The 22,824-nt window shown below is 58.3% G+C and carries 18 protein-coding genes and 1 other RNA gene; 6 read left to right on the top strand and 13 right to left on the bottom strand.

Annotated elements, in window-relative coordinates; all coding sequences use genetic code 11:
- Positions 1–27: 27 nt before the first annotated feature.
- Positions 28–1,905, top strand: a complete 1,878-nt coding sequence (locus tag ACG2K1_RS08670; RefSeq protein WP_395428764.1) for a monovalent cation:proton antiporter-2 (CPA2) family protein — start codon at positions 28–30, stop codon at positions 1,903–1,905.
- 72 nt (positions 1,906–1,977) lie between these two features.
- On the opposite strand, the gene ACG2K1_RS08665 is transcribed toward ACG2K1_RS08670, so the two are convergent.
- Together ACG2K1_RS08665 and ACG2K1_RS08660 are read right to left on the bottom strand one after the other, a co-directional pair.
- Positions 1,978–3,432 (bottom strand): surface lipoprotein assembly modifier, encoded by a 1,455-nt coding sequence (locus tag ACG2K1_RS08665; protein ID WP_395428765.1) that lies wholly within the window; start codon positions 3,430–3,432, stop codon positions 1,978–1,980.
- A gap of 154 nt (positions 3,433–3,586) precedes the next feature.
- Positions 3,587–4,150, bottom strand: a complete 564-nt coding sequence (locus ACG2K1_RS08660) for a Slam-dependent surface lipoprotein (RefSeq protein ID WP_402839158.1) — start codon at positions 4,148–4,150, stop codon at positions 3,587–3,589.
- A 270-nt stretch (positions 4,151–4,420) separates the two neighbouring features.
- Between ACG2K1_RS08660 and ACG2K1_RS08655 the strand changes: the two genes are divergently transcribed.
- Positions 4,421–4,648: a Plug domain-containing protein gene (locus ACG2K1_RS08655; RefSeq protein ID WP_009424996.1), complete on the top strand. Its 228-nt coding sequence runs from the start codon at positions 4,421–4,423 to the stop codon at positions 4,646–4,648.
- Positions 4,649–4,726: 78 nt separating this feature from the next.
- Positions 4,727–7,483, top strand: a complete 2,757-nt coding sequence (locus tag ACG2K1_RS08650; RefSeq protein WP_395428766.1) for a TonB-dependent receptor domain-containing protein — start codon at positions 4,727–4,729, stop codon at positions 7,481–7,483.
- A 464-nt stretch (positions 7,484–7,947) separates the two neighbouring features.
- Here ACG2K1_RS08650 and ACG2K1_RS08645 read toward each other — a convergent pair whose 3' ends face one another.
- Both ACG2K1_RS08645 and ACG2K1_RS08640 read right to left on the bottom strand, forming a co-directional pair.
- Complete coding sequence (locus ACG2K1_RS08645) at positions 7,948–8,670, bottom strand: SDR family oxidoreductase (RefSeq protein ID WP_009424998.1); 723 nt, start codon at positions 8,668–8,670, stop codon at positions 7,948–7,950.
- An 85-nt stretch (positions 8,671–8,755) separates the two neighbouring features.
- Entirely contained in the window at positions 8,756–9,904 is a 1,149-nt protein-coding gene (locus ACG2K1_RS08640) for a polyamine ABC transporter substrate-binding protein (protein ID WP_395428767.1), read from the bottom strand.
- 268 nt (positions 9,905–10,172) lie between these two features.
- On the opposite strand from ACG2K1_RS08640, the gene ACG2K1_RS08635 reads away from it, so the two are divergent.
- Positions 10,173–10,685, top strand: a complete 513-nt coding sequence (locus ACG2K1_RS08635) for an RNA pyrophosphohydrolase (protein ID WP_395428768.1) — start codon at positions 10,173–10,175, stop codon at positions 10,683–10,685.
- Positions 10,686–10,853: 168 nt separating this feature from the next.
- Here ACG2K1_RS08635 and ACG2K1_RS08630 read toward each other — a convergent pair whose 3' ends face one another.
- From ACG2K1_RS08630 to icd, 5 genes are all read right to left on the bottom strand, one after another.
- Positions 10,854–11,687 carry a DUF4198 domain-containing protein gene (locus tag ACG2K1_RS08630; protein ID WP_395428769.1) on the bottom strand — a complete coding sequence of 278 codons (834 nt, stop codon included), beginning with the start codon at positions 11,685–11,687 and terminating at the stop codon, positions 10,854–10,856.
- 170 nt (positions 11,688–11,857) lie between these two features.
- Positions 11,858–12,358: a transcriptional regulator gene (locus ACG2K1_RS08625; protein WP_395428770.1), complete on the bottom strand. Its 501-nt coding sequence runs from the start codon at positions 12,356–12,358 to the stop codon at positions 11,858–11,860.
- A gap of 60 nt (positions 12,359–12,418) precedes the next feature.
- Positions 12,419–13,645, bottom strand: a complete 1,227-nt coding sequence (locus tag ACG2K1_RS08620; protein ID WP_395428771.1) for a pseudouridine synthase — start codon at positions 13,643–13,645, stop codon at positions 12,419–12,421.
- Between the two features lie 260 nt (positions 13,646–13,905).
- Positions 13,906–14,268: a transfer-messenger RNA gene (gene ssrA / locus ACG2K1_RS08615) on the bottom strand.
- A 114-nt stretch (positions 14,269–14,382) separates the two neighbouring features.
- A complete protein-coding gene (icd, locus tag ACG2K1_RS08610) occupies positions 14,383–15,621 on the bottom strand; it encodes an NADP-dependent isocitrate dehydrogenase (protein ID WP_395428772.1) in 1,239 nt (412 codons plus the stop codon).
- A 273-nt stretch (positions 15,622–15,894) separates the two neighbouring features.
- Between icd and ACG2K1_RS08605 the strand changes: the two genes are divergently transcribed.
- On the top strand, positions 15,895–16,455 hold the full coding sequence (locus ACG2K1_RS08605; RefSeq protein ID WP_395428773.1) for a pseudouridine synthase: 561 nt from the start codon (positions 15,895–15,897) through the stop codon (positions 16,453–16,455).
- 93 nt (positions 16,456–16,548) lie between these two features.
- Here ACG2K1_RS08605 and ykgO read toward each other — a convergent pair whose 3' ends face one another.
- From ykgO to ACG2K1_RS08585, 4 genes are all read right to left on the bottom strand, one after another.
- Positions 16,549–16,674, bottom strand: a complete 126-nt coding sequence (gene ykgO, locus ACG2K1_RS08600; RefSeq protein WP_009424886.1) for a type B 50S ribosomal protein L36 — start codon at positions 16,672–16,674, stop codon at positions 16,549–16,551.
- Positions 16,674–16,949: a type B 50S ribosomal protein L31 gene (locus tag ACG2K1_RS08595; protein WP_009424885.1), complete on the bottom strand. Its 276-nt coding sequence runs from the start codon at positions 16,947–16,949 to the stop codon at positions 16,674–16,676. The genes ykgO and ACG2K1_RS08595 overlap by 1 nt, the downstream gene beginning before the upstream one ends.
- 286 nt (positions 16,950–17,235) lie before the next feature.
- Positions 17,236–18,546, bottom strand: a complete 1,311-nt coding sequence (locus ACG2K1_RS08590; protein ID WP_395428774.1) for a replication-associated recombination protein A — start codon at positions 18,544–18,546, stop codon at positions 17,236–17,238.
- A gap of 346 nt (positions 18,547–18,892) precedes the next feature.
- Complete coding sequence (locus ACG2K1_RS08585) at positions 18,893–21,139, bottom strand: nitric-oxide reductase large subunit (RefSeq protein WP_094030941.1); 2,247 nt, start codon at positions 21,137–21,139, stop codon at positions 18,893–18,895.
- A 345-nt stretch (positions 21,140–21,484) separates the two neighbouring features.
- Here ACG2K1_RS08585 and nirK point away from each other — a divergent pair, with 345 nt between their 5' ends.
- The gene (gene nirK, locus ACG2K1_RS08580) at positions 21,485–22,684 is read left to right on the top strand and encodes a copper-containing nitrite reductase (protein WP_009424879.1); all 1,200 of its coding nucleotides are present in this window, start codon (positions 21,485–21,487) and stop codon (positions 22,682–22,684) included.
- Positions 22,685–22,824: the final 140 nt, after the last annotated feature.

The raw sequence follows: 22,824 nt of genomic DNA, 5'->3' as shown, positions 1-22,824 counted from the left end.
CCTCTTTATCGGAAGACAAAACAGACCATGACTGAAATATTGTTGTACACCTTCATCTATATGGCGTTTGCCGTCGGCGCGGTATTGATTTCGCAAAAACTAGGGCTGGGATCGGTATTGGGGTATCTGATGGCCGGCATCCTCATCGGCCCGGTATTGGGCTTCGTCGGCAAAGAAGCCGAATCCATCCAGCACGTTGCCGAGTTCGGCGTTGTCATGATGCTGTTTCTCGTTGGTTTGGAACTCGCGCCGCAGATGCTTTGGCGGCTGCGGCACAAGCTTTTGGGATTGGGCGGCCTGCAAGTCGGGCTGACGCTGGCCGCAGTGGCCGCCATCGCGGTTGCGCTCGGGCAGACCTGGCAGGTAGGCATCGCCATCGGCTGTATACTGGCTTTGTCGTCCACCGCCATCGTCCTGCAAACCTTCAACGAAAAAAAACTGCTGCCGACAGCGGGCGGGCAGGCCGGTTTTGCCGTCCTTTTATTCCAAGACGTAGCGGCCATTCCCATGCTGGCGCTGCTGCCCCTGCTGGGTGTTGCAGTCGTCAAGGGCGGCGACGGACACGAACAGGCCAACATCATGGCCGGACAACCCGGCTGGGTAACGGCGCTGGTCAGCGTGGCCGCCATCGCCGTCATCGTTATCGGCATGCGCTACCTCGTGCCTGCTACCTTCCGCTTCATCAGCAAAACCCGCCTGCGGGAAATGTTCACCCTGTTCACCCTGGCCGTCGTCGTCGGCATCGCCACCCTGATGTCCCTGATCGGCCTCTCGCCCGCCTTGGGCGCATTCATCGCCGGCGTCGCCCTCGCCAACAGCTCCTACCGCCACGAAATGGAAAGCCATCTCGAACCCTTCAAAGGGCTGCTGCTCGGTCTGTTTTTCATCACCGTCGGCGCAGGCATGAACTTCGGCCTGCTGGGGCGCGAATTTTTACTGGTACTCGGCCTGACCGCAGGCACCATGCTGCTTAAAGCCGCGGTGCTGTTTATCTTGGGCAAACTCTTCCGCCTGCCTGCCGCCGCAGGCAAACTGTTCGCCATCAGCCTCGCGCAGGCGGGAGAATTCGGCTTCGTGCTGCTCTCCATCTCGCAACAAAGCAGAGTGCTGCCGCAGGCTCTGGCCGACCGCATCTCTCTGGTGGTTGCCCTATCCATGCTGCTCACCCCGCTGCTCTTTATCTTCTACGACAAAGTCATCGCCCCGCGCGCGATAGCGGCGGAAAACGAAAGCCGTCCGAACGACGAAGTGCACGAAGAAAACCCCATCATCCTGCTCGGACACGGCCGCTTCGGCCAACAGATCAACAGCATGCTCACCAGCTGCGGCTTCCACACCACCGTGATCGACCATCACGCCGAAACCGTTGAAGGCCTCACCAAATACGGCAGCAAAACCTACTACGGCGATGCCACCAGCCCCGAGCTGCTCAACTCCATCGGACTGGGCAAGGCCAAGCTGCTCATTGTTGCCATCGGCGACGACCAGCAATCGACCGAAGTCGTCGAATTTGTCCGCCGCCACTACCCCGACCTCACCATCATCGCCCGCGCCCACGGCCGCCAGCATGCCTACAACCTGCACCACGCCGGCGCCGACTTCATCGTGCGCGAAACCTTCGACGCCGCCATCCGCAGCGGCCGCATCGCCCTCGAAAGCCTCGGCGTATCGCAGGAGCGGGCAAAAGAACTGAGCGACTTCTACGCCGCCCGCGACCGCTACCACCTGTTCACCCTGTCCGAACTGTACGACCCCGAAGTCCCGCCGTTCGCCAATGAAGCCCTGATGGAAAAATCGCGCAAACTCGACGCCGAAACCGCCGGCATGATGCAGATACTGCTCAGCGGCGGCGAAGTCGAATGGCAGCGCGAAGCCGCCGACTGGGCGCACACCAAGAAAAACTGAATGCTCCGCGGATCGTGTCGTTAAGGCTGTCTGAATCTGAAAGAGGCCGTCTGAAAGCTCTTGCATCTGCTTTCAGACGGCCTCCGCATTCGGCCGTTTTATCCCGCAACTTCTAAAAAAGCGCTCGAAGCGGATGCCCGCTTCGTTTTTACGGTAGCCCGCCAGCCAGCCGGCATTGTCGTGCACGCGCGTGTGCTTGAAATGGAAAACGGGCGAGAAGCCCGCCGCTTTCAGGCGCGGGATTTTCAGGGTAGCGGAATATGCCTGCTCCCGATCGCTGCGGCGCACCTGTATCCAGGCGTTGAAACCGTCGTAGCGGCGGAAACGCAGCGAGGCCTGGAGGCGCAGCAGGGCGGTGTCGCCGAAGCGGTATTGCGCACCCGCTTGGAAACCGTGCAGCAGATAAGACGAGGCGCGCTGCTGCGTTTTGCGTTTTTGCACATTGGCGCTGCCGTAAAACAGCCAGTTGTGCGACGGGGCGTGCAGCAGGGAGGCGTGGAAGGCCGAGAGGCAGCCGTTGTTGCTGCGGTAGTCGTCGGCGTAGCGCATTTCGCGGTGTTCCGCTTCCCAATTGAACGCCGTGGTGTCGGAAAAATCGTGCTGCCATTCGCCGCGCAACCCCGCGCTGCGGTAGAGCAGGCGGCTGTCCGCGCGCGACCATTCGGCCGCGGGGGCGAGCGACCAGGTGTTTTGGGCCGACGAAAAACGGTAGCCCGCCGATACGGCCAGCGTGTCTTCGCTGTTGTCGGGAAAATCCTGATAACGCGTGCCGTAGAGCGCGGCGCGGGCAAACAGGCCGTGATGGCCGGAGAGGGGGCGGTGTTTTTCCGCCGATGCTTCGTAGGTGTAGCCGTGCGCCCGTTCGGGTGGGGGCGTTTTGGCGCAAGTGAAACCGTAGGGGTCGAAGCAGTAAAGGCGGCCGGTGGTTTCGCCGATATTGCTGTTGTAAACCGCGCCGACGGCCAGCGAGCCGTGCCATTTGCCGCGCATTTGTGCGGCGCGGCGGTAGGCGTCGGCGTTGCGGTTCACCGCTTCGGGCAGCTCCTCCCGCTGCAGGAGGGCAAACTGTGCCTGCGCTTCTTTGGTTTGCCGGTTGTCGAACAGCGTGCGCGCGTAGTCCAGCCGCGCCCGCGTGAAATCGGGGCGGCGTTCGAGCAGCGCTTTGTAAGCCGCCAGCGCCTGAGCGTAATCCCCGTTCAGACGGCTGATGCTGGCCTCGGCGAAGTCCGCCAGATCGGCGTCGTAACCGGGCAGCGCACGGTATTGCGCCAGAAGGCGCGCGGTTTCCCGCGCGTCGCCGCGGTTGACCGCACCCAAAATACCCAGCGGCAGGTTTTGCGCCGTATTGTCTGCCGTTTGAGCGGACGCGGTTTCGCCGCCTTCCTCCAGCGTCTTTTCCTCCTGCTGGCGCAGCGCTTCGCGGTTTTCAAAACGCAGGCGCCTCAGTTGGGCATCGTTGTCTTCATCGGCTGCGGCTGCGGGCAGACAGCACAACAGGAGCAGTAGGGCGGTATAAGGCTTGTACATAGGACTTTCCGACCCGGTGTCTGAGATACGGCTGGGTTTCAGACGGCCTTTGGGGTCGGGAGGCCGTCTGAAAGCAGGCGGAGATTCTGCGGAAACTGCCCGCCCTCTGCGGGAAGAAGCCGAAAAGGGCGGACAGTTTCAGAGTGCTGCGGTTTTAGGGTTGTTTCGTGCCGCCGAAGGCGGTATCCAAATCGCGGCGGCTGCCGAAGGTGGCGATGCCGGCCAGAGCAGAAGCACCGTTGCCGAAGAATTGGCCGGCAGAAATGCCCTGAACTACTTTTTCTCCTGCCAGTTTGCCCCTGGCGTTTGCATTTCCTTCAAAAGAGGCGTTATCCCGATTCATAAGGGCGGTTATTTTGACGCTGAGGTCTTTGTTTGCGATGGTGCCGTAAATCATATCCAAGCCGAAATCGGCGGCATTCAGGACACCTGTCAGCATATTGTCGCCGCTGTAATTGTTCATGCCGCGCACATGGTATTTGACCGTGCCCAATTCGGGCAGGTTGCTTGCCCGCTCTTGGCCGACATAAAACACATTGAGGCTGCCGTCTTTGGCCGTGCCCGTATGCGACCACTCGCCGAAGTAGACGTCGCTGTTGCCTGCTTTGGCCATTTTCAGCAGCCCGCCCGTTTCTTTATGGTCGCTCGGCTCTTTTTTGTCGTGTGCCTGTCCAAACTTCACTACGCCGTTTGCATCGGTTTTGTAGGTTCTAGCCAGCAGATAATAAAAATTCTCAACATTTGTTGCGAAACTGCTTTCCGGAATTTACAATAAATTACAAATTGCGGTCAGGCGTCTTTGGCAGCCCGTCCGCGCGTTCCGACAATCAATGGAGAAAGAAATGAACAGATTCCGTTTGAAACCCGCAGCGGCGGCAGTGTCTCTGGCGCTGCTGGCCGCTGCCGCCCATGCGGCCGAGGCCGTTCCCGAGCAGATTGGCGAAGCCGACAATCTCGAAACCGTCACCGTCAAGGCGCAAAACACGGTGTGCGCGACAAGGCGGGTAAAGACCGCGTATACGACAACGATATGTTCACCGTCTATTCCGGCAAAGAAGACATCGAACGCTTCAAAGGCGCGGCGCCAGCCGATATTTTCAAAGGGCTGGTCGGCGTGCAGAGCGGTGACGCCCGCAACAGCGGCGCGTTAGACCCGAACATACGCGGTATTCAGGGGCAAGGCCGCGTCCCCGTGACGATTGACGGCACCGAGTAGGCGATTACCGTCTGGCGCGGCTACAACGGCGCCAACAACCGCAACTATATCGCCCCGATGCTGATCGGCGGCATGACGGTGGAAAAAGGGCCGGCGCTGACGCGCGATGTAGCCAATTCGGTGGGCGGCGGTGTGGCGGTTACCACGCTGGAAATCGACGATGTCGTGCAGGAGGGGCGTAATTTCGGCGTTGACGTGAAAGTGGAAGCCAGCACCAATGCCGTACGCCCGCGCTGGCCGAGCATGCAGCAGGGAATCAAAGCACGCTCCGATCACTACACGGAAGAAGACATCGATTTCAACTATTTTATCGACTCCGACCTGATGCGCCATGCCAAAAAGGGCGGGCGCTACGCATTGGGGCGCGATCAGGCCGCCCGCATCGCCCTAGGCGCGCGCCGGGGCGATTTTGATTTTTTGGCAGCCTATGCCTGGCGGCACAAGGGCAACCACTATGCGGGCAGAAACGGCAGCAAATACTATAAAACCGATCCGAATACGCCGCTCGAAGCGGTCGGATACACCCGCTATCTCGCCCATCTTTATTATCCCGGCGCGGAAGTGCCCAATACTTCCAGCGATATGAAATCGCTGCTGCTCAAAGCCACATGGCGGCCGACCCCCTATCAGCGCCTGCAGCTGGGCTGGCGCGACACCCGCGCCGAATACGGCGAAATCATGCCTTCGCGCTTGGGTGAGGGACGCTACAGATTGAAAGATGTGGAGCAGGAAGGACGCTTTAACGACGGCAGCGCCTATTCCCGCTTTCTGAAAAAATACGCTGTCGGCACGGTGGCGCAGTGGCCTTCGAGCAGGGTGCACACGCAGGCGGCCAATCTCGATTACAAATGGAATCCGCCCGGCCGCTATGTGGATTTTCATGCCAATCTGTGGGCCACGCGCAACGATTTGAACACCCATACCAGCGGCGGCCTTCCGCGCGAGCCTTATTCTGTCTATGACGACAAACCGGAACTCAAATACTGGAACGACATCCTGCACAACACCTCGCTCACCCATTCCGACGACAGGCGTTGGGGCATCAACACCAGCAACAAATTCAAGCTGCACGACAAGCTGGATTTAACCCTGTCGGGCAGCTACCAGCGAGAAACGTTCAAATCCAAAGACAATTGGTGGCTCGATCCCAGGGAAACAGCATCTCCTTCTGTCTTCCGCGCCAAGGGGCGAGAAGGCTGGCACAGGCAGTGGGACACCTCTTTCCGCTTCGACTGGCGGCCTGCCGACTGGCTGAGCATCAGCGCCGGCGCGCGTAAAAACGGCTATTCCGCCTTCGACAGCAGGCTGGCGCGCGGGCGGGCGGAGAAAGACTATACATACAGAGCCAAAGGCCGTGAGTACCGTTACATCAATTGGAAAATCCGCGTGCCGGAAGATTTGAAGCGGGCATGGGAGCAGTACGAACCACAGCTGCGGAAGATTAAAGCCGAGGAAGCCGAGAGGATTGATTCGATATGGAAGCAGAATGCACAAGAGAAGCGAGACATGATAGACAGCATGTGCTCGGGCCAGAGCGGCAGTGCGTTTCAGGCATGCTCCGATGAGGTAAAAGATTCCGACGAATATAGTAGGTTAACGCTGGTGTCGGGGCTCAGAATCCGGCAGTTGAGGAAGAAACTGCTGCCGCGCTATCAGGCCATCGCCGAGCCTTATGAAAAATTTATCGACAGCCATCCGACATACAGCAAATGGCGGCGTAACGGCAATTTCAACCATGGCGGTCTGATCGGCGGCATATCCAAAGACGGCATATACCAAGGCGGCGAGATCCAGGGCGGCAATCCCAGGGAAAACCACGGAGAAAGCTATATTTGGCGTGCCCGTGACGACAATAAGCTGCACAAGGACGACAGCCCGGCCATTAACGGCACGGTGGCGGCGGAAAACGGCCACGATGTCAAAGTGGGCGCCCCCGGCACGGAGGATATCGCCGATCCGTTTCCGAAAGTGGAGAAAAAAGGCGGCGTCAGCAGCTGGCAGCCGGTATTGGCCGTTACCCTGCGCCCGACGGAAAACAGCCGCCTCTATGCCCGCTATGCCCGCACCACCCGCTTTCCCAGCATCTTCGAGGCTACCGTCGGCTTTTCCGGGATGAGCCGCACCTTTTACAAGGTCGTCCCCGAGCGCGCCACCAATGTCGAGTTCGGCTACACCCATGATTTGAGTACGCTATTCAAGGCCGAGCAGGCCGACATCAAGCTGGCCTACTACCGCACCACCGTCAAGGACGTGATCGACCGCACGCTGGAATTCAACTTCCGCAATATCGAAGCGCAGAAAACCGCCGGCATCGAGTTGCAAAGCCGCTACGACAACGGCCGCTTCTTTGCCGACTTCTCCGCCACCTACAACCTGAAAAACGAAGTGTGCGACGAGAGCAGCGCCATTTTCCTCGATCCCGTAGGACGCATCCCCACCTGCCTGAAAGACGGGCCGCCCGCCAGCTACCTGCACAATATGACGCCGCCCAAATACTCGCTCAACCTCACCCTGGGCGCGCGTTTCCTCAACCGCAGGCTGGAAGTCGGCAGCCGCATCCTGCACCATGCCGGACTGCGCAACCACGACCGCGAGAACTACGGCGATCTTCTGCCGCAGGTAAACCGTTCGGGCAACGATATGTTCAACGTGCCGATCTACTGGGGCAGAGTCACCACCATGGACGCCTGGGTGAACTATAAGTTCCGCAAAGACCTGAATGTCGAGTTTGTCGTCACCAACCTGACCGACCAATACTATCTCGACCCGCTCACCTGCACCAACAACCCGGCCCCCGGCCGCACCTTCCGCATCGGCGTGAGCAAGAAGTTCTGACGCATCGGGCAGACGCAGAACAAACGTAGGAGGCGCCGCCGCAAAGCGGCGCATGCGTTCTGCAATACCTGCCGTCCCTCCAAAGGCCGTCTGAAAGCCCCAATCCGCTTTTCAGACGGCCTTTTCCTTGCCCATGCATTTCCCTGCCAATCTCCAAACCTCGTGCATTGCGGCGCAAGCCCCCACCCTAACCCTCCCCCGCGGGCGGGAGAGGGAACTCTGTTGTCCCGATAGGTTTCAGAAACGTCATTCCCGCGAGGGCGGGAAAGGCTTCCAATCGGCCCGGAGCCCGAGAGGCCGTCTGAAAATCTTATCCGCTTTTCAGACGTCCTTTTTCTTGCCCGCACGTTTTCCCGCAAGCCCCAAAACCGCGTGCATTGTGGTGCAATACACCCATCTATGCGGCAAAGGCCGTCTGAAACCTTTGTTTCGGTTTCAGACGGCCTTTTTCTTCTTCTGGCGCTTTACAGGAAAACCGTTTCGCCGCTGCGGCCGCGGCTTTCGCTGCCCAGCCAGTAGACGAAGGCGGGCATGATTTCGGCGAGGTCGCGGCGTTCGCTTTTGGCTTCGCCGGGGTGGGTTTTTTCCCGCTGCGGGGAGTTGACTGCGCCGGGAATCAGGATGTTGGCGCGCAGGTTGGGGAAGCGGCTCCATTCGTCGGCGATGCTGAGGGCGAGGTAGTTGAGGGCGGCTTTCGATGCGCCGAAGCCGCCCCAGTAGGCTTGGGGGGTTTCGCTGTGGCTTTCGCTGACGAAGACGACGGAGGCGTCTTCCGACTGCATCAGCAGGGGGGTGAAGGCGCGGGTGAGTCCCATGGGGGCGACGGTGTTGATGCGGTATTGTTTGACCCAGTCGGCGACGGTTTGGAAGTCGAGCGGGGAGAGGGCGGTGAAGCAGCTGGCGCTGTGGACGATGCCGTCGAGCCTGCCGCCCGTGGCTTCGGCGATGGTGGCGGCCAGTTGGGCGAATTCGTTTTCTTCGGCGGTGAGCAGGTCGAAGCAGACGGCAAAGGGTTCGGGCGAGCCGGCGGCAACGATTTCGTCGTAAACCTTTTCCATGCGTTTCTGCCGCCGCGCGACGAGGACGACGGTGGCGCCTTCGGCAGCGCAGTGTTTGGCGGCGGCGGCGCCTATGCCTTGCGAGGCGCCGGTAATCAGGATGGTTTTTCCGTTGAGTTTGCCTGTCATGGTTGCTCTCCGTGGTCGGGTTGGCGGGCGGCCGCTTCGTTTGGGCGGGCGGCGTTTTGAAGGGTTTCAGACGGCCTTTTGTGGTTTACCGGCCGGCTTTGAGTGTCTGCCACAGCCGTGTTTGCAGTTTGACGGTTTCGCGCGATTTGGGCAGGACGATGAAGCTGCGGGTAAGGGTTTCTTTGTCGGGGAAGACGGAAGGTTCGTTGGCGTATTTTTCGTCCATCAGGCCGCGCGCGGCTTGGGCGGCGGGGGCGTAGGTGACGAAGTTGCCGTTTTTGGCCGCCACTTCGGGGTTGAGGGTGTGGTTGATGTATTTGTGGGCGTTGGCGGCGTTGGGGGCGCCCATCGGAATCATGAAGGAGTCGACCCACAGGCCGAAGCCGCTTTTGGGGGCGAGGACGCGCAGTTTGATGCCGTTGCCCGCTTCTTCGGCGCGGTTTTTGGCGATGTTGAGGTCGCCGCCGTAGCCGACGGCGACGCAGAGGTTGCCGCTGGCCATGTCGTCGATGTAGCCGGAGGAGGTGAAGCGTTTGATGTCGCCGCGCACGCGCTGCATCAGGCGGTTGGCTTCTTCGAGGTCGGCGGGGTTTTCGCTGTTGGGGTTTTTGCCGAGGTAGTTGAGGGCGAGCGGGTATTGTTCGGTGGGGCTGTCGAAGTAGCTGATGCCGCAGTGTTTGAGTTTGGCGGTGTATTCGGGGTTGAAGACCAGATCCCATTCGTTTTCGGGGAGCTTGTCGGTGCCGAGGGCTTCTTTGACTTTGTCGGTGTTGACGGCGAGGGTGTTGATGCCCCAGAAGTAGGGGACGGCGTATTTGTTGCCGGGGTCGACCTGTTCCATTTGTTTGAGCAGAGCGGGGTCGATGTTGGCGTAATTCGGTATCAGGCTTTTGTCGATTTCCTGATAGGCGCCGGCCTGTATCTGGCGTCCGGCGTTGGAGATGGAGGGGGCGACGAGGTCGTAGCCGGAATGGCCGGTGAGCAGCTTGGCTTCGAGGGCTTCGTTGCTGTCGTAGAAATCGTAGCGCACGCGGATTTTTTCCGCTTTTTCAAAGGCGGCGACGGTGTCGGGATCGACGTAGTCCGACCAGTTGAAGATGTTGAGTTTGCCGGTGGCGGGCAGAGCGGCCGTGTCTCCGTCCGCCGCGCCCGCACTATCGGACGGGCTGTTGTCCGCGCTGCCGCAGGCTGCTAGCAGCAGGACGGTTGCGGACAGTAAAAGGGTTTTTTTCATTGTGTTTCCTCGTGTTCGGTAGGGTTGCGCGCGGGTGGCCGCGTGCCGCGCATTAAACGGCAAAATACCAAGCGGCGCAAGCGCTTGATGGGGTTTTGCCAACATTTTTTAACAAATGTTGCAGGCGGCGGAAAATGCGCGCGCAGGCCGTCTGAAAACGGGTTTTGCGTGCGGGAAAACGCAGGCCGCAGGCCGCCGCGCTTGCTTTTCAGACGGCCTTGAATATGGGAAAATCGCGCGCTTTAAAATTCAGCGCAGGGGCGGAATCATGTTGGACAGGGAAGGCTACCGTCCGAACGTCGGGATTATTTTGGTAAACGGGCACAACCGCGTGTTTTGGGGCAAGCGCGTGCGCGAGCATTCCTGGCAGTTTCCGCAGGGCGGCATCAAGCCGGGCGAGAGCCCCGAAACGGCGATGTACCGCGAACTGATGGAGGAAGTCGGCCTGCTGCCGCACCATGTGAAAATCCTCGGCCGCACGCGCGACTGGCTACGCTACGAAGTGCCGAACAACTGGGTGCGCCGCGAGTGGCGCGGTTCGTATAAGGGGCAGAAACAGATTTGGTATCTGCTGCGGCTGACCGGCCGCGAAAGCGACGTGCACCTGCGCGCCACCAGCCATCCCGAGTTCGACGGCTGGCGCTGGCACGATTACTGGGCGCCGATAGACGAAGTGATCGATTTCAAGCGCGGCGTTTACGAGGGTGCCTTGTCGGAGCTGTCGCGCTTTTTGAAAAATCTGGAAACGCGCGAAGAGTTTGTCCGACGAACGGCGGAGTGAAAGCAGAACGGAAGAGGCCGTCTGAAAACCCGTAAAACAGGTCTTCAGACAGCCTCTTTGTTTGTTTGACCGTTTGGCCGCTCTTCAATTGTTCAATCGGATTGCACTCAAAAGGCCGTCTGAAACCCCGTTTGGCGGTTTCAGACGGCCTTTGTGCTGCCTGCTTTATTAATGGTGGTGATGGTGGTGCGCTTCGGTGTGCGCGCGCTCCTGTCCCACGGGCATGATCAGCGTGGCGTAGGCGGCCGATTCGCCGCAGACTTTCGGATCGGCAAACGGCGCTTTGTGCACGACTTTCACTTTCCACAGTCCTTCCACCAGCGGCAGAACGTTGACCTTGCCTTCTTTGTCGGTTTTGCCGGAAAAGGCCTGCGGTTCGCGGTGGTCGTGTGCCGCCGCCAAATCGCGGGCGACAATGGTGTCTGCCGTGGCGGTGACGGTTGCGCCCGCCAGCGCTTTGCCCTGATAGAGGATTTGCACGGGGAAGAGCTGGCCGGGTTTGACCGTGTTCGGATTTGCCAGCGGCACGATTTCCAACATCTGGCCGACAGGGCGGGAGATGGCGGCTAAATCTTCCGCGCCGCCGACGTTCACCACGCTTTTGCCGAACATTTGGCTTTGCTCGCAGGACACGGCCGACGGGCGATCGGCCATGTTTTTCTGCTCCCATTTTCCTGCGGCGTCTTTCGACCAGAAAGTCGGCTTGTAGGTGGCGCTGATGATGTAGCTGCCTTTTTTCAGACGGCCTGATGCGTATTGGTAGTTTTCGCCCTGCTGTTTGAGCGCGGCGGTTTTGCCGTCGGGAGAAGTGATGTGCAGCGGCGCGAAAATGTGCAGGCGGTCGGCAGGGATTTTTTCCGCGTGCGGGAAATCGTGGCTGTATGCCAAATCGGCCTGCAAGGCTTCGGAAACGGACAGCTCAGCGGGCGCGTTCACCCAAACTTCGTGGGCATGGGCAAGAGCGGCGGTGCAGAGCAGGGCGGCGGGAAGGAGTTTCTTCATAATCTCTCTTTCTGGAAACGGATGGAAAACGGGCGCACGGATGCACGCGCGCGTTATGATATTACATTTTCAGTGCACAAGAAAGGGAAACGAAGGAGGGACGGGCGCAAAACATTCTGCCGCCGCGCAGACGGAGCGTGCGCGGCGGCAGAATGCGGCGTTCAGACGGCCTATTGCACGCGTTTGACGGGGAAATGGTAAACGTCGGGTGCGGCATACATTTTCAGGCCGTCGTTGCGGTCGAGCTGGATGAAGGACATCGCGCCGTCTGCGCAGCTTAAAGAAAGATTGACGCGCAGGTATTTTTTGTCGGCGCTGATTTTCGCCAATGCTTCTTGCAGGGGCGCGGAATAGGCTTCAGCTTCTTCTTTCGTGCCGTTGCGGTTTTGATCTTCGATGCTTGCGCGGATGCTTTTGGCGAGTTCGCGGCCGCTGGTGCGGTCGGTGTTGTGGACATAGCCTTTTTTGCGCTTGTCGCAGCCGGCTTTGATTTTGGCGAACTCTTCAAAACCGTGCGTGGCGATAACAAAGCGTTCCGCGGACGCTTGGCCGTTTTTGACAAGGGTTTCTTCCCAAGTGCCGTAGCTTTCGCGGTGCGGATTGCCTGCGGCCTGCGCGGCGGTGGCCAGTGCCAGCGATGCGCAGAGCAGGGCGGTTTTCAAGTGTTTCATGGGACGCCTTTTTGTCGGGGTGCAAGGTTTGACTTCTTTGCAGCTTCGTTTTCAGACGGCCTATTTCCTGCGCCGCCGCCCGCCTGGCAGACCCATGTCCGCCCATTTCACAATATTGGCTACTTCGGCGGGATTAAGCTCGTAAAATTGGCCGCGTTTGAGGCGGTTGGGCAAACCGATCGGCCCGAATCCCACGCGCACGAGGCGGCTTACTGTCATCCCGAAATGCTCGAAAATGCGGCGCACTTCGCGGTTGCGGCCTTCTTTAATCACGACGCTGTACCATTTGTTTGCACCCTCGCCGCCCTGCTCGAAGATGCGTTCCACTTTGGCCAAACCGTCTTCCAGCATCACGCCTTCTTCGGTCAGCTCGCGCATCTGTTCGGCGGTTATTTCGCCCAACACGCGAACGGCGTATTCGCGTTCCACTTCAAAGCTGGGGTGGGCGAAACGCTGCACCAGTTCGCCCGATGTGGTGAGAATCAGCAGGCCGCTGGTGTTGATGTCGAGCCGGCCGATGGCCACCCAGCGGCTGCTGGCCGCCTGCGGCAGGCGGTCGAAAATGCTCACGCGGCCTTGCGGGTCGTCGCGCGAAACAATTTCCCCCTCCTGCTTGTAATACAGAATGATGCGCGGCAGGCGGTCTGCCCATTTGAGTTTGATAACGCTGCCTTTGACGGTAACGTGGTCGTCGGGCGTAACCTTGTCGCCCAAGCCTGCGGTTTTGCCGTTTACCTGCACCAGGCCGGCGGCAATCCATTCTTCCATTTCGCGGCGCGAGCCGACACCCGATGCGGCCAGCACTTTTTGCAGGCGTTCGGGTTCGATGTGCGAGAGGTCGCTACGCCGCTCTTTCAATTCGCGCGCGCGCTCCATGATTTTTTGGTTGGGATTGCGGACGACGAGTTTTTTCGCTTTGGATGCGCGCTGCTTGGGTGCACGGTTTTCGTGCGGCAAAAGGCCGTCTGAAAACTCCCTGCGGCCGTTTTCAGACGGCCTTTTGCCTGCTGTGGCGCGGTTTGTGAAGGGTTTTCCGTCGGTGTGTCTGCCGCGTGCCGATGTTTGACGGCTGTTGTTGTTTGACGAAGCCTGCCGAGAGCGTTCGGAGCGCTGTCGGTTTGCGTGCTGCGTGCCGTTTTCAGACGGCCTTTTGCCTGCGGCACGGTTTTCTTCGCGCGAAAAATCCTTGTGTCTTTCAGACGGCCTTTTCGCCGCGCGCGGTGTTTTGGCAGAGGCGGCGGACGCGCCGTCGCGCCATTGGCGTTTGCTGGTTTTCTGTTTCGGCATGATGTTCTCCTTAACGCGCCGTCGCGCCGAGCGGCAGCCGTTCTTCTGCGGCTTGGCTTTGCCTGCGTGCACCGAAAAAGGGCGGACGCGGACGGCAAATGCTTGGGCGGCAGGGGTTGGTGAAAAGATGCGGGCAGCCGCACCGTATTGCGGCGGCTCGTGTTCGGACGGCCTGTCCGTCCGGTGTTCCGGGTATTAAAAACCGCCAATTCTTGTCGAACCGGCGGTTTGGGCTTTCCGGCACACGCCGGAAAAGTGTCTGGTGGAGGCGGGGGGAATTGAACCCCCGTCCGAAAGTCCTCTACAAAGCGTTCTACATACTTAGTCGTGTTTATTTGGAATCTCGCTTCCATTCCGCCAACCGACAGGCTGTTTGGAAGCCAGTTACCTTAAATCTTATTCCCTGCCAAGTAACCCGACAGGAAACCAGTCAATGTAAGATGACGTTGCGGCGGGTTGCCCCGCACAGCCCATTGACTAACTGCTGCAACGGCAGGCCTTAGGCGGCCAGTGCGTAAGTTTCGTCGTTTGCGACTATTTGTGTTCAGTGTTTTACGGGAAATCTGAGACCCCGGTATGCCCGCATCTGCTTCGCAACCCCCGTCGAAACCAAGATCGCCCCCAGATAGGAAGGGCGGATTATACAGGGGTTCGGCCGAAATTGCCATGAGTGGGAAAAGGCCGTCTGAAAGCGCCCGGCGGGGTTTTCAGACGGCCTCTGTCTGCCTGCAAAGGGTTTACATGCGTTCGATCATCGCTTTGCCGAAGGCTGAGCAGGAGATTTCGTTGGCGCCGTCCATCAGGCGGGCGAAATCGTAGGTGACCTGTTTGTCGCCGATGGCTTTTTCCATGGCGCTGATGACGAGGTCGGCGGCTTCTTTCCAGCCCAGGTGGCGCAGCATCATTTCGGCGGAGAGGATCAGCGAACCGGGGTTCACTTTGTCTTGTCCGGCGTATTTGGGCGCGGTGCCGTGGGTGGCTTCGAAGATGGCGTATTGGTCGGAGATGTTTGCACCCGGGGCGATGCCGATGCCGCCGACCTGCGCGGCCAGTGCGTCGGAGATGTAGTCGCCGTTCAGATTCAAAGTGGCGATGACGCTGTATTCGGCGGGACGCAGCAGGATTTGCTGCAGGAAGGCGTCGGCAATGGCGTCTTTAATGATGATTTCTTTGCCGGTTTTCGGGTTTTTGAAGGAGCACCACGGGCCGCCGTCGATGGGCTGGGCGCCGAATTCTTTCTGCGCCAGCTCGTAGCCCCAGTCGCGGAAGCCGCCTTCGGTGAACTTCATGATGTTGCCTTTGTGCACGAGGGTGACGCTGGGTTTGTCGTTGTCGATGGCGTATTGGATGGCGGCGCGCACGAGACGCTGCGTGCCTTGTTTGGAAACGGGTTTGATGCCGATGCCGGAGGTTTCGGGGAAGCGGATTTTTTTCACGCCCATTTCATTTTGCAGGAAGGAGACGACTTTTTTGCAGTTGTCGCTTTCGGCTTCCCATTCGATGCCGGCGTAGATGTCTTCGGTGTTTTCGCGGAAGATGACCATGTCGGTTTTGGACGGGTCTTTCAGCGGCGAGGGCACGCCGTTGAAGTAGCGCACGGGGCGCACGCATTGGTAAAGGTCGAGCTCCTGGCGCAGGGCGACGTTGAGCGAGCGGATGCCGCCGCCGACGGGGGTGGTCATCGGGCCTTTGATGGATACGGCGTATTCTTTCAGGGCTTCGAGGGTTTCTTCGGGCAGCCAGACGTTGTCGCCGTAGACTTTGGTGGCTTTTTCGCCGGCGTAGACTTCCATCCAGTGGATTTTTTTCTCGCCACCATAAGCCTTGGCTACGGCCGCGTCGATTACGTCGATCATCACGGGGGTAATGTCGATGCCGATGCCGTCGCCTTCGATGAAGGGGATAATCGGGTTGTTGGGAACGGGTTGTCCGGCAACGATTTTTTTGCCTTCGGCGGGTACTTTGATATGACTCATGGTGTCTCCTGAAACTTTAGGTTGATCGTCTTCTTTTGTTGACACGTCCTGGCGGACGCAGCCGCGCGATTATGCTTGATTTTGTAAATTTTCGCTAGGTCGTCGTTTGTTTGCGTCTATTCCGCGCGTACAATTGCGGCCGTCTGAAACGATAGTGAATCAAAATGGAAAAGATACAAGGCAGCAAGACGCAGACAGTACAGGTGGTACGACAAGGCGTAGCAACGCCGTAGATTTTTTATTTTGATTCAATAATTTGTGTAAAGAAGGGTTATGGACAATCTGATTGCATTCAACAAGCCCTGCGGCGTGATCTGCCAGTTTTCCGCGCACGAAAAACACCGTAGTTTGAAAGACTTTATCGACGCGCCCGGCTTTTATCCGGCGGGGCGGCTGGATACCGACAGCGAGGGGCTGCTGCTGCTCACCAACGACGGCCGTTTGCAGGCGCGGATTGCCGAGCCGAGGTTCAAGCTGGAAAAAACCTATTGGGCGCAGCTCGAAGGCAGCGCGGATGCGGACAAACTGGCCGCGTTTTCCCGACCGATGGATTTGGGGGATTTTACGGCGCGTCCGGCGAAAGTCCGTTTGTTGGCCGCGGCGGAAACAGGCAGGCTGTGGCCGCGTGTGCCGCCGGTGCGCGTGCGTAAAACAGTGCCCGATTTTTGGCTGGAAATCCGTATTGCGGAAGGGAAAAACCGACAAGTGCGGCGGATGGCGGCGAAGGCGGGCTATCCCTGTTTGCGGCTGGTCCGGGTGGCGGTAGGCCGTCTGAATCTGTTTGACTGCGGCTTGGCTTTGGGCAAATGGCGGTTTGCGCCGCATCTGCCGTGATGGTCTGCAAACACGGGCAATACACGGGCAGAGGCCGTCTGAGAACAGGTTTTCAGACGGCCTCTGCCCTGTGAACGCAACGCAATCCAAGGATTAACGCTGCCGGGCTTTGAAACGGGGGTTGCTCTTGCAGATAACGTAGACCTTGCCTCTGCGGCGGACGATCTGGCAGTCGCGGTGGCGGGCTTTGGCTGTTTTCAGTGAGGATAAAACCTGCATTATTTGTCCTTTCTCAATGCGCCCATCATGCTCTGATAGCGCTGTTGGAATTTGCTGGCACGGCCTTCGCTGCTGTATTCACGGCGTTTGCCGGTGTAGACGGGATGGGAGGCGGAGGAGGTGTCGAGCATGAAGACGGGGTATTCCGCGCCGTCGTGCCACACCATGGTTTTGCCGTGCGTGTCGGCGCACGAGCGGATGAGCCAGCCTTCGTTCGCGCCGCTGTCGAAAAAGAGCACGGTGCGGTAGTTGTCGGGATGGATGCCTGTTTTCATTTTTTTGCTACGCTCCTTCGTTGTTATGTCGTAACATAATAAGACGGAAAAAATGTTATGGCAAGCGCCTTTACGTTTTTATAGTGAGCCAAAATAAAAATATACGGCGTTGCTGCGTCTTGCCGTATTACTCATACTGTCTGCGGCTTGCTGCCTTGTATCTTTTTTATTTTGGCTCACTATAGAAAAAGAAAAACGGTGCTTTTGCCGGTTGCGGGCAGGCAAAACAAAGGCCGTCTGAAAGCCGAAAAGCGGTTTTCAGACGGCCTTTGTGCTGCGGCATCCTTTAGCTTTTTTCGCCTGCCGCGTCGTCCAGCGATTTGAGCCATGCGAGTTTTTCGCCAATTTTGATTTCCAGCCCGCGCGGTACGGGTTGGTAGAAATCGGGCTCGGTGAGGCTGTCGGGCATATAGCTTTCGCCGGCGGCGTAGGCGTGCGGCTCGTCGTGGGCGTAGCGGTATTCGCGGCCGTAGCCGAGTTCTTTCATCAGTTTGGTAGGCGCGTTGCGAAGATGCACGGGTACTTCGTCGCTGGCGTTTTCTTTCACAAAGCGGCGCATTTGGTTATACGCCGTATAGCCTGCGTTGGATTTGGCGGCGGCGGCCAGATACAGCACGGCCTGCGCCAAAGCCAGTTCGCCCTCGGGCGAGCCGAGCCGCTCGTAAGTGGCGGCGGCATCGTTGGCAATCTGCATGGCGCGGGGGTCGGCGAGGCCGATGTCCTCCCAAGCCATGCGGACGATGCGGCGGGCGAGGTAGCGCGGGTCGGTGCCGCCGTCGAGCATTCGGCAAAACCAATACAGCGCGGCATTGGGGTGCGAGCCGCGCACGGATTTGTGCAGGGCGGAGATTTGGTTGTAAAAGCTTTCGCCGCCTTTGTCGAAGCGGCGGATTTGTGCGCCCAAGCTGTCGGCCAGAAAGGCGGCATCAAGCGTGTTCAGACGGCGTGTGGCGGCGGCGCGCAAGAGTTGTTCCAATAAATTCAACAATCTGCGTGCGTCGCCGTCGGCGGTGTTGATGAGCAGCTCCTGCGCGTCGGCCTCGATGGCAAAACCTTGATATTCGGGCAGGGCGAGCACTTTGGCGGCGAGCTTGGCCAAGTCGTCGGGCGAGAGTGCCTGCAACACATAAACTTGTGCGCGGCTGAGTAAGGCGGGGTTGACCTCGAAAGACGGGTTTTCGGTGGTTGCGCCGATAAAGGTTAAGAGGCCGCTTTCGACATAGGGTAAAAATGCGTCCTGCTGGGCTTTGTTGAAACGGTGTACCTCGTCGACAAACAAAATCGTCGCGCGGCCTTGCTGAAGCGCGATTTCGGCTTTTTCCACCGCTTCGCGGATGTCTTTCACGCCGGAGAATACGGCCGACACGGGCAGAAACTGGGCGTTGAAACTCTGCGCCAGAATCCGCGCCAGCGTGGTTTTGCCCACGCCCGGCGGCCCCCAGAGCAGCATGGAATGCGGTTTGCCGCCTTCCACCGCCACGCGCAGCGGTTTGCCCTCGCCGATCAGGTGCTGCTGGCCGATGACGTCGGCAAGCGATTGCGGGCGCAGGCGTTCGGCAAGCGGGGCTTCGGGTTCGCGGGTGAATAAATCGGACATGGCGGGGCTTTCTTATCAATATGGCGGGATGGATTTCGGTCTTGCCGAAGCGGGGTTTTCACTTCGTTGAAGTTTCGCTTTCAGACGGCCTCAGAGCGGGGAAATTCGGGTTTGCACGGCAAAGCCGATCCCGGAGTTTCGACTTTTAAGAATCTGCGGGCGGTGTCGGAGGCGGCAAGATATGGCAAGCCGCAGGTTACTATGTAATCACGATGGGATAAAGCTCGAATGAAAAAAACCGAATCCCGTGCGGTACGGGATTCGGTTTTTGAAAGCCGTTGGATTTTACCTGCCGGGTTGGCGGGTTTGATATTCAGACGGCCTTTATTGCATCAACTGCCAAGCCTTATTTGGCGGATTTGCCGAAACCGAATACGGTTTTGGTTGCCTGCCATGCGAAGCAGCAGCCGCCGCCGATGAAGATCAGGTCGGACAGGGTGCGGATCCAGCGCAGGGTTTCCAGCAGATCCTGTTGCATGAAGTCTTCGCTGCGGGCATACCACAGGCCGTGGGTGATGCTGGCTGCGGCCTGAATGGCGCCGACGGGCAGCAGGCTGGTAGCGATCATGCCGACCAGGCCGCCGTTGATCATCCAGAAGCCCCATGTCATCAGGTTGTCGTTGAAATGGTCGTTCGGTTTCAGGTAGAGGGCGACGAGGAGGACGAAGCCCAGTGCCAGGAAGCCGTATACGCCGAACAGTGCCGCGTGGGCGTGTACCGCAGTGGTGTTCAGACCTTGGATGTAGAACAGGGAGATCGGGGGGTTGATCAGGAAGCCGAACACGCCTGCGCCGATCATGTTCCAGAAGGCCACGGCCACGAAGCACATCAGCGGCCAGCGCAGGCGTTTGGCCCACGGTGCGGCGTTTTGGTAAGACCAGTGTTCGTAGGCTTCGCGTCCCAGCAGGATCAGGGGCACGACTTCCAGCGCGGAGAAGCATGCGCCGATGGCCATGGAGGCGGAAGTGGAGCCGGAGAAGTAGAGGTGGTGCAGGGTGCCGGGCACGCCGCCGAGCATGAAGATGGCGGCTGCGGCCAGGGTGGCTGCGGTGGCGGTGTTGCGGCGCACGAAGCCCATGTTGTAGAAGATGAAGGCGAACGATGCGGTGGCGAACACTTCAAAGAAGCCTTCCACCCACAGGTGCACTACCCACCAACGCCAGTATTCCATGACGGCAATCGGGGTGTGCTCGCCGTAGAACAGGCCGGGCGCGTAGAACACGCCGACGCCGAACATGGAGGCTACGAAGATGGCCAGCAGGTTTTTGTCGGTGTTTTTCTCTTTAAACGCGCCGAATGTGCAGCGTACCATCAGGAAGAGCCACAGCAGCAGGCCGACCATCAGGAGAAGCTGCCAGAAACGACCCAAGTCGAGGAACTCGTAGCCTTGGTGGCCGAACCAGAAGTTCAGCTGTGAGGGCATGTTGTCGCTCAGGGCAAGGAAGTTGCCGCCGTAGGAACCGAGCACCACGATGAAGAGGGCGATGTACAGGAAATTGACGCCCGCACGTTGGAATTTCGGGTCTTTGCCGCCGTTGATGATCGGGGCAAGGAACAGGCCGGCGGTCAAAAAGCCGGTAGCGATCCAGAAAATGGCGGACTGAATGTGCCATGTGCGCGCCAATGCGTAGGGCAGCCATGCGGAGAAGTCGATGCCGTAGAATTCCTGGCCTTCAATGGTGTAGTGGGCTGTCAGGCCGCCGAGCAGGACTTGTGCGACAAACAGGGCGACAGTCAGGAAGACGTATTTGCCCAATGCTTTTTGCGAGGGAGTCAGCTCGAGTTTGGCCAGAGGATCTTCAGCGGGCGGCTGTACTTCTTCGTGTTTGGTCAGGAAGGAGTAGCCCCACAGCAACAGACCGATACCGCTGAGCAGTAATACGATACTGGTAAACGACCACATGTAGTTTTCAGTAGTCGGCACGTTGTTGATCAGGGGTTCGTGAGGCCAGTTGTTGGTGTAGGTGAAGTCCTTATCCGGACGGTTGGCCGAAGCCGACCATGCAGTCCAGAAGAAGAAGTTGGTCAGCTTTTTACGTGCTTCTTCACTAGGCAATGTATTGTTTTTCATTGCGAAGTTGTCGCGCGTTTTGATCATGGAAGGATCGTTGCCGTAAAGGGTGATGTAATACGGGGCAACCGCATCAATCGCTTTTTTACGGGTTTCGCTGATAACCACTTTGCCGTCTTCTTTCACACGGCTTTGGTTGCGGTATTCGTCAGCCAGCTGTGTGCGCAGAACGGACTGTTGGGATGCGTCCAGCTCTTCGTATTTCTTGCCGAATTGGTCTTGGGCGGTAAAATCCAACCAGGCAACCAGTTCGCGGTGCAGCCAGTCGGCAGTCCAGTCCGGAGCCTGATAGGCACCGTGACCCAGAATCGAGCCGACTTCCATGCCGCCGGTAGACTGCCAGGCAGACTGGCCGGCCAGAATGTCGTCTTTCGTCATGACGACCTGGCCGGAAGTGGTTACAACTTGCTCGGGATAGGGCGGAGCCTTTTTATAGACTTCCGCGCCCATGTAGCCGAGGATGGTAAAGCAGACAGCCAGTACTGCGAAAAGCAGATACCAAAGCTTCTTATACTGTCCCATGATTGAGCTCCTTGGGTGGTTGTGTTAAAAATTCATGAAATATGAATGTTAAAAATTGTAGCATGACTGAACGGGGAAATAAAGCCGGATGCCGTGCAACCGTATTTTTTCGGCAACACGGCGCAGGATGGGAAAACCGTTTATTTCCGTTTGAAAATCTTCCGTTGCAATTAAGCTGATTTTTCCGTAGTTTAAGGCACATTGCCTTTGTGTTGGAATGGGTAAAGCAAGCGAAATAAAATGTTAATGCCGCTTATTTGATTTATATCAAATAGATGTTAAGGTGGGTAATCCATAATTGCCCCACGTAAATTGTGAACGTAACCCAGTAAAAGGAAAGTAACTATGAAACGCCAAACCCTAGCTGCTTTAATTGCCGCTGCATTTGCACTGGCAGCCTGTAACGACGACAAACAAGCTCCCGCTCAGCCTGCTAACGACAGCGCTCCTGCTGCGGCGCAAACTGCTTCCGCAACACCTGCCACTCCCGAGCAACAGAGTGCCGCCGAGGCCGATGTTCCCGTCGATCAGCTGCCGGTTATTGAAGCTGTGATGACACACGCTCCGGAAGCGCCTCCTCCCGTTAACCGCGATCATGCCGCTCTGGTTAAGGTGAAAATGGAAACCGTTGAAAAAACCATGAAAATGGCCGACGGCGTTGATTACACCTACTGGACATTCAACGGCGACGTTCCGGGTCAGATGATCCGTGTGCGCGAAGGCGATACCGTAGAAGTGGAATTCTCCAACAACCCAACTTCCACCGTTCCGCATAATGTCGACTTCCATGCCGCAACCGGCCAAGGCGGCGGCGCAGAAGCCTCCTTCACTGCTCCCGGCCGCACCTCCACCTTCCGTTGGAAAGCCAAGCAGGCTGGCCTGTATATTTACCACTGTGCCGTAGCTCCTGTCGGTATGCACATCGGTAACGGTATGTACGGCTTGGTATTGGTTGAACCGAAAGAAGGTCTGCCGAAAGTGGACAAAGAGTTCTACATTGTCCAAGGCGACTTCTACACCAAAGGCAAATACGGCGAACCCGGCCTGCAACCGTTCAGCATGGACAAAGCCATCCGCGAAGACGCAGACTATGTCGTATTTAACGGTCATGTAGGCGCGATTGCCGGCGACAAAGCCCTGAAAGCCAAAGTAGGCGACACCGTCCGTATGTTCGTCGGCAATGGCGGCCCGAACCTCGTTTCTTCCTTCCACGTTATCGGCGAGATCTTCGACAAAGTTTACGTCGAAGCGGGCAAACTGGTGAACGAAAACGTGCAGAGCACCCTGATTCCTGCCGGTGGCGCAGCTATCATCGAATTCAAAGTCGATACCACAGGCAGCTTCACCATCGTTGACCACTCCATCTTCCGTGCGTTCAACAAAGGTGCACTGGGTCAGCTGGTTGTCGAAGGCGAACACCAAGACAACATCATGACCAAAAAACTGAGCGACAACGCCTACCAGCCTGCCGGTGGCGAAGCACCTGCCGCATCCGCAGCAGCTTCCGCGCCTGCCGCTTCCGGCGCTTCTGCCGAAAGCAAATAAGGCTGACACATCCGGTCGGGCAACCGGCCGGATACAGACTCAAAGCGATACGAGGCATCCGTATTCTTGAATCAGGCCGTCTGAAAATATCCGCGAGGGTATCGACGAACGGATATTCAGGCATGCGGATGCCTTTTTTA

This window comes from Neisseria sp. 23W00296 (genome assembly GCF_044772855.1).
Classification (GTDB): Bacteria; Pseudomonadota; Gammaproteobacteria; order Burkholderiales; family Neisseriaceae; genus Neisseria.
Note: the sequence above shows the minus strand (reverse complement) of the source record. Positions and strands in the feature narration are given on the sequence as shown.

Bases quoted from the DNA above. Each gene is read 5' to 3' on its own strand.
- ACG2K1_RS08645 (WP_009424998.1), bottom strand. From the start codon at position 8,670: ATGACAGGCAAACTCAACGGAAAAACCATCCTGATTACCGGCGCCTCG.
- ACG2K1_RS08605 (WP_395428773.1), top strand. From the start codon at position 15,895: ATGGACAATCTGATTGCATTCAACAAGCCCTGCGGCGTGATCTGCCAG.
- ACG2K1_RS08590 (WP_395428774.1), bottom strand. From the start codon at position 18,546: ATGTCCGATTTATTCACCCGCGAACCCGAAGCCCCGCTTGCCGAACGC.
- ACG2K1_RS08640 (WP_395428767.1), bottom strand. From the start codon at position 9,904: ATGAAAAAAACCCTTTTACTGTCCGCAACCGTCCTGCTGCTAGCAGCC.
- ACG2K1_RS08635 (WP_395428768.1), top strand. From the start codon at position 10,173: ATGTTGGACAGGGAAGGCTACCGTCCGAACGTCGGGATTATTTTGGTA.
- icd (WP_395428772.1), bottom strand. From the start codon at position 15,621: ATGAGTCATATCAAAGTACCCGCCGAAGGCAAAAAAATCGTTGCCGGA.
- ACG2K1_RS08620 (WP_395428771.1), bottom strand. From the start codon at position 13,645: ATGCCGAAACAGAAAACCAGCAAACGCCAATGGCGCGACGGCGCGTCC.
- ACG2K1_RS08630 (WP_395428769.1), bottom strand. From the start codon at position 11,687: ATGAAGAAACTCCTTCCCGCCGCCCTGCTCTGCACCGCCGCTCTTGCC.
- ACG2K1_RS08585 (WP_094030941.1), bottom strand. From the start codon at position 21,139: ATGGGACAGTATAAGAAGCTTTGGTATCTGCTTTTCGCAGTACTGGCT.
- ACG2K1_RS08665 (WP_395428765.1), bottom strand. From the start codon at position 3,432: ATGTACAAGCCTTATACCGCCCTACTGCTCCTGTTGTGCTGTCTGCCC.
- ACG2K1_RS08595 (WP_009424885.1), bottom strand. From the start codon at position 16,949: ATGAAAACAGGCATCCATCCCGACAACTACCGCACCGTGCTCTTTTTC.
- nirK (WP_009424879.1), top strand. From the start codon at position 21,485: ATGAAACGCCAAACCCTAGCTGCTTTAATTGCCGCTGCATTTGCACTG.
- ACG2K1_RS08625 (WP_395428770.1), bottom strand. From the start codon at position 12,358: ATGAAACACTTGAAAACCGCCCTGCTCTGCGCATCGCTGGCACTGGCC.
- ACG2K1_RS08670 (WP_395428764.1), top strand. From the start codon at position 28: ATGACTGAAATATTGTTGTACACCTTCATCTATATGGCGTTTGCCGTC.
- ykgO (WP_009424886.1), bottom strand. From the start codon at position 16,674: ATGCAGGTTTTATCCTCACTGAAAACAGCCAAAGCCCGCCACCGCGAC.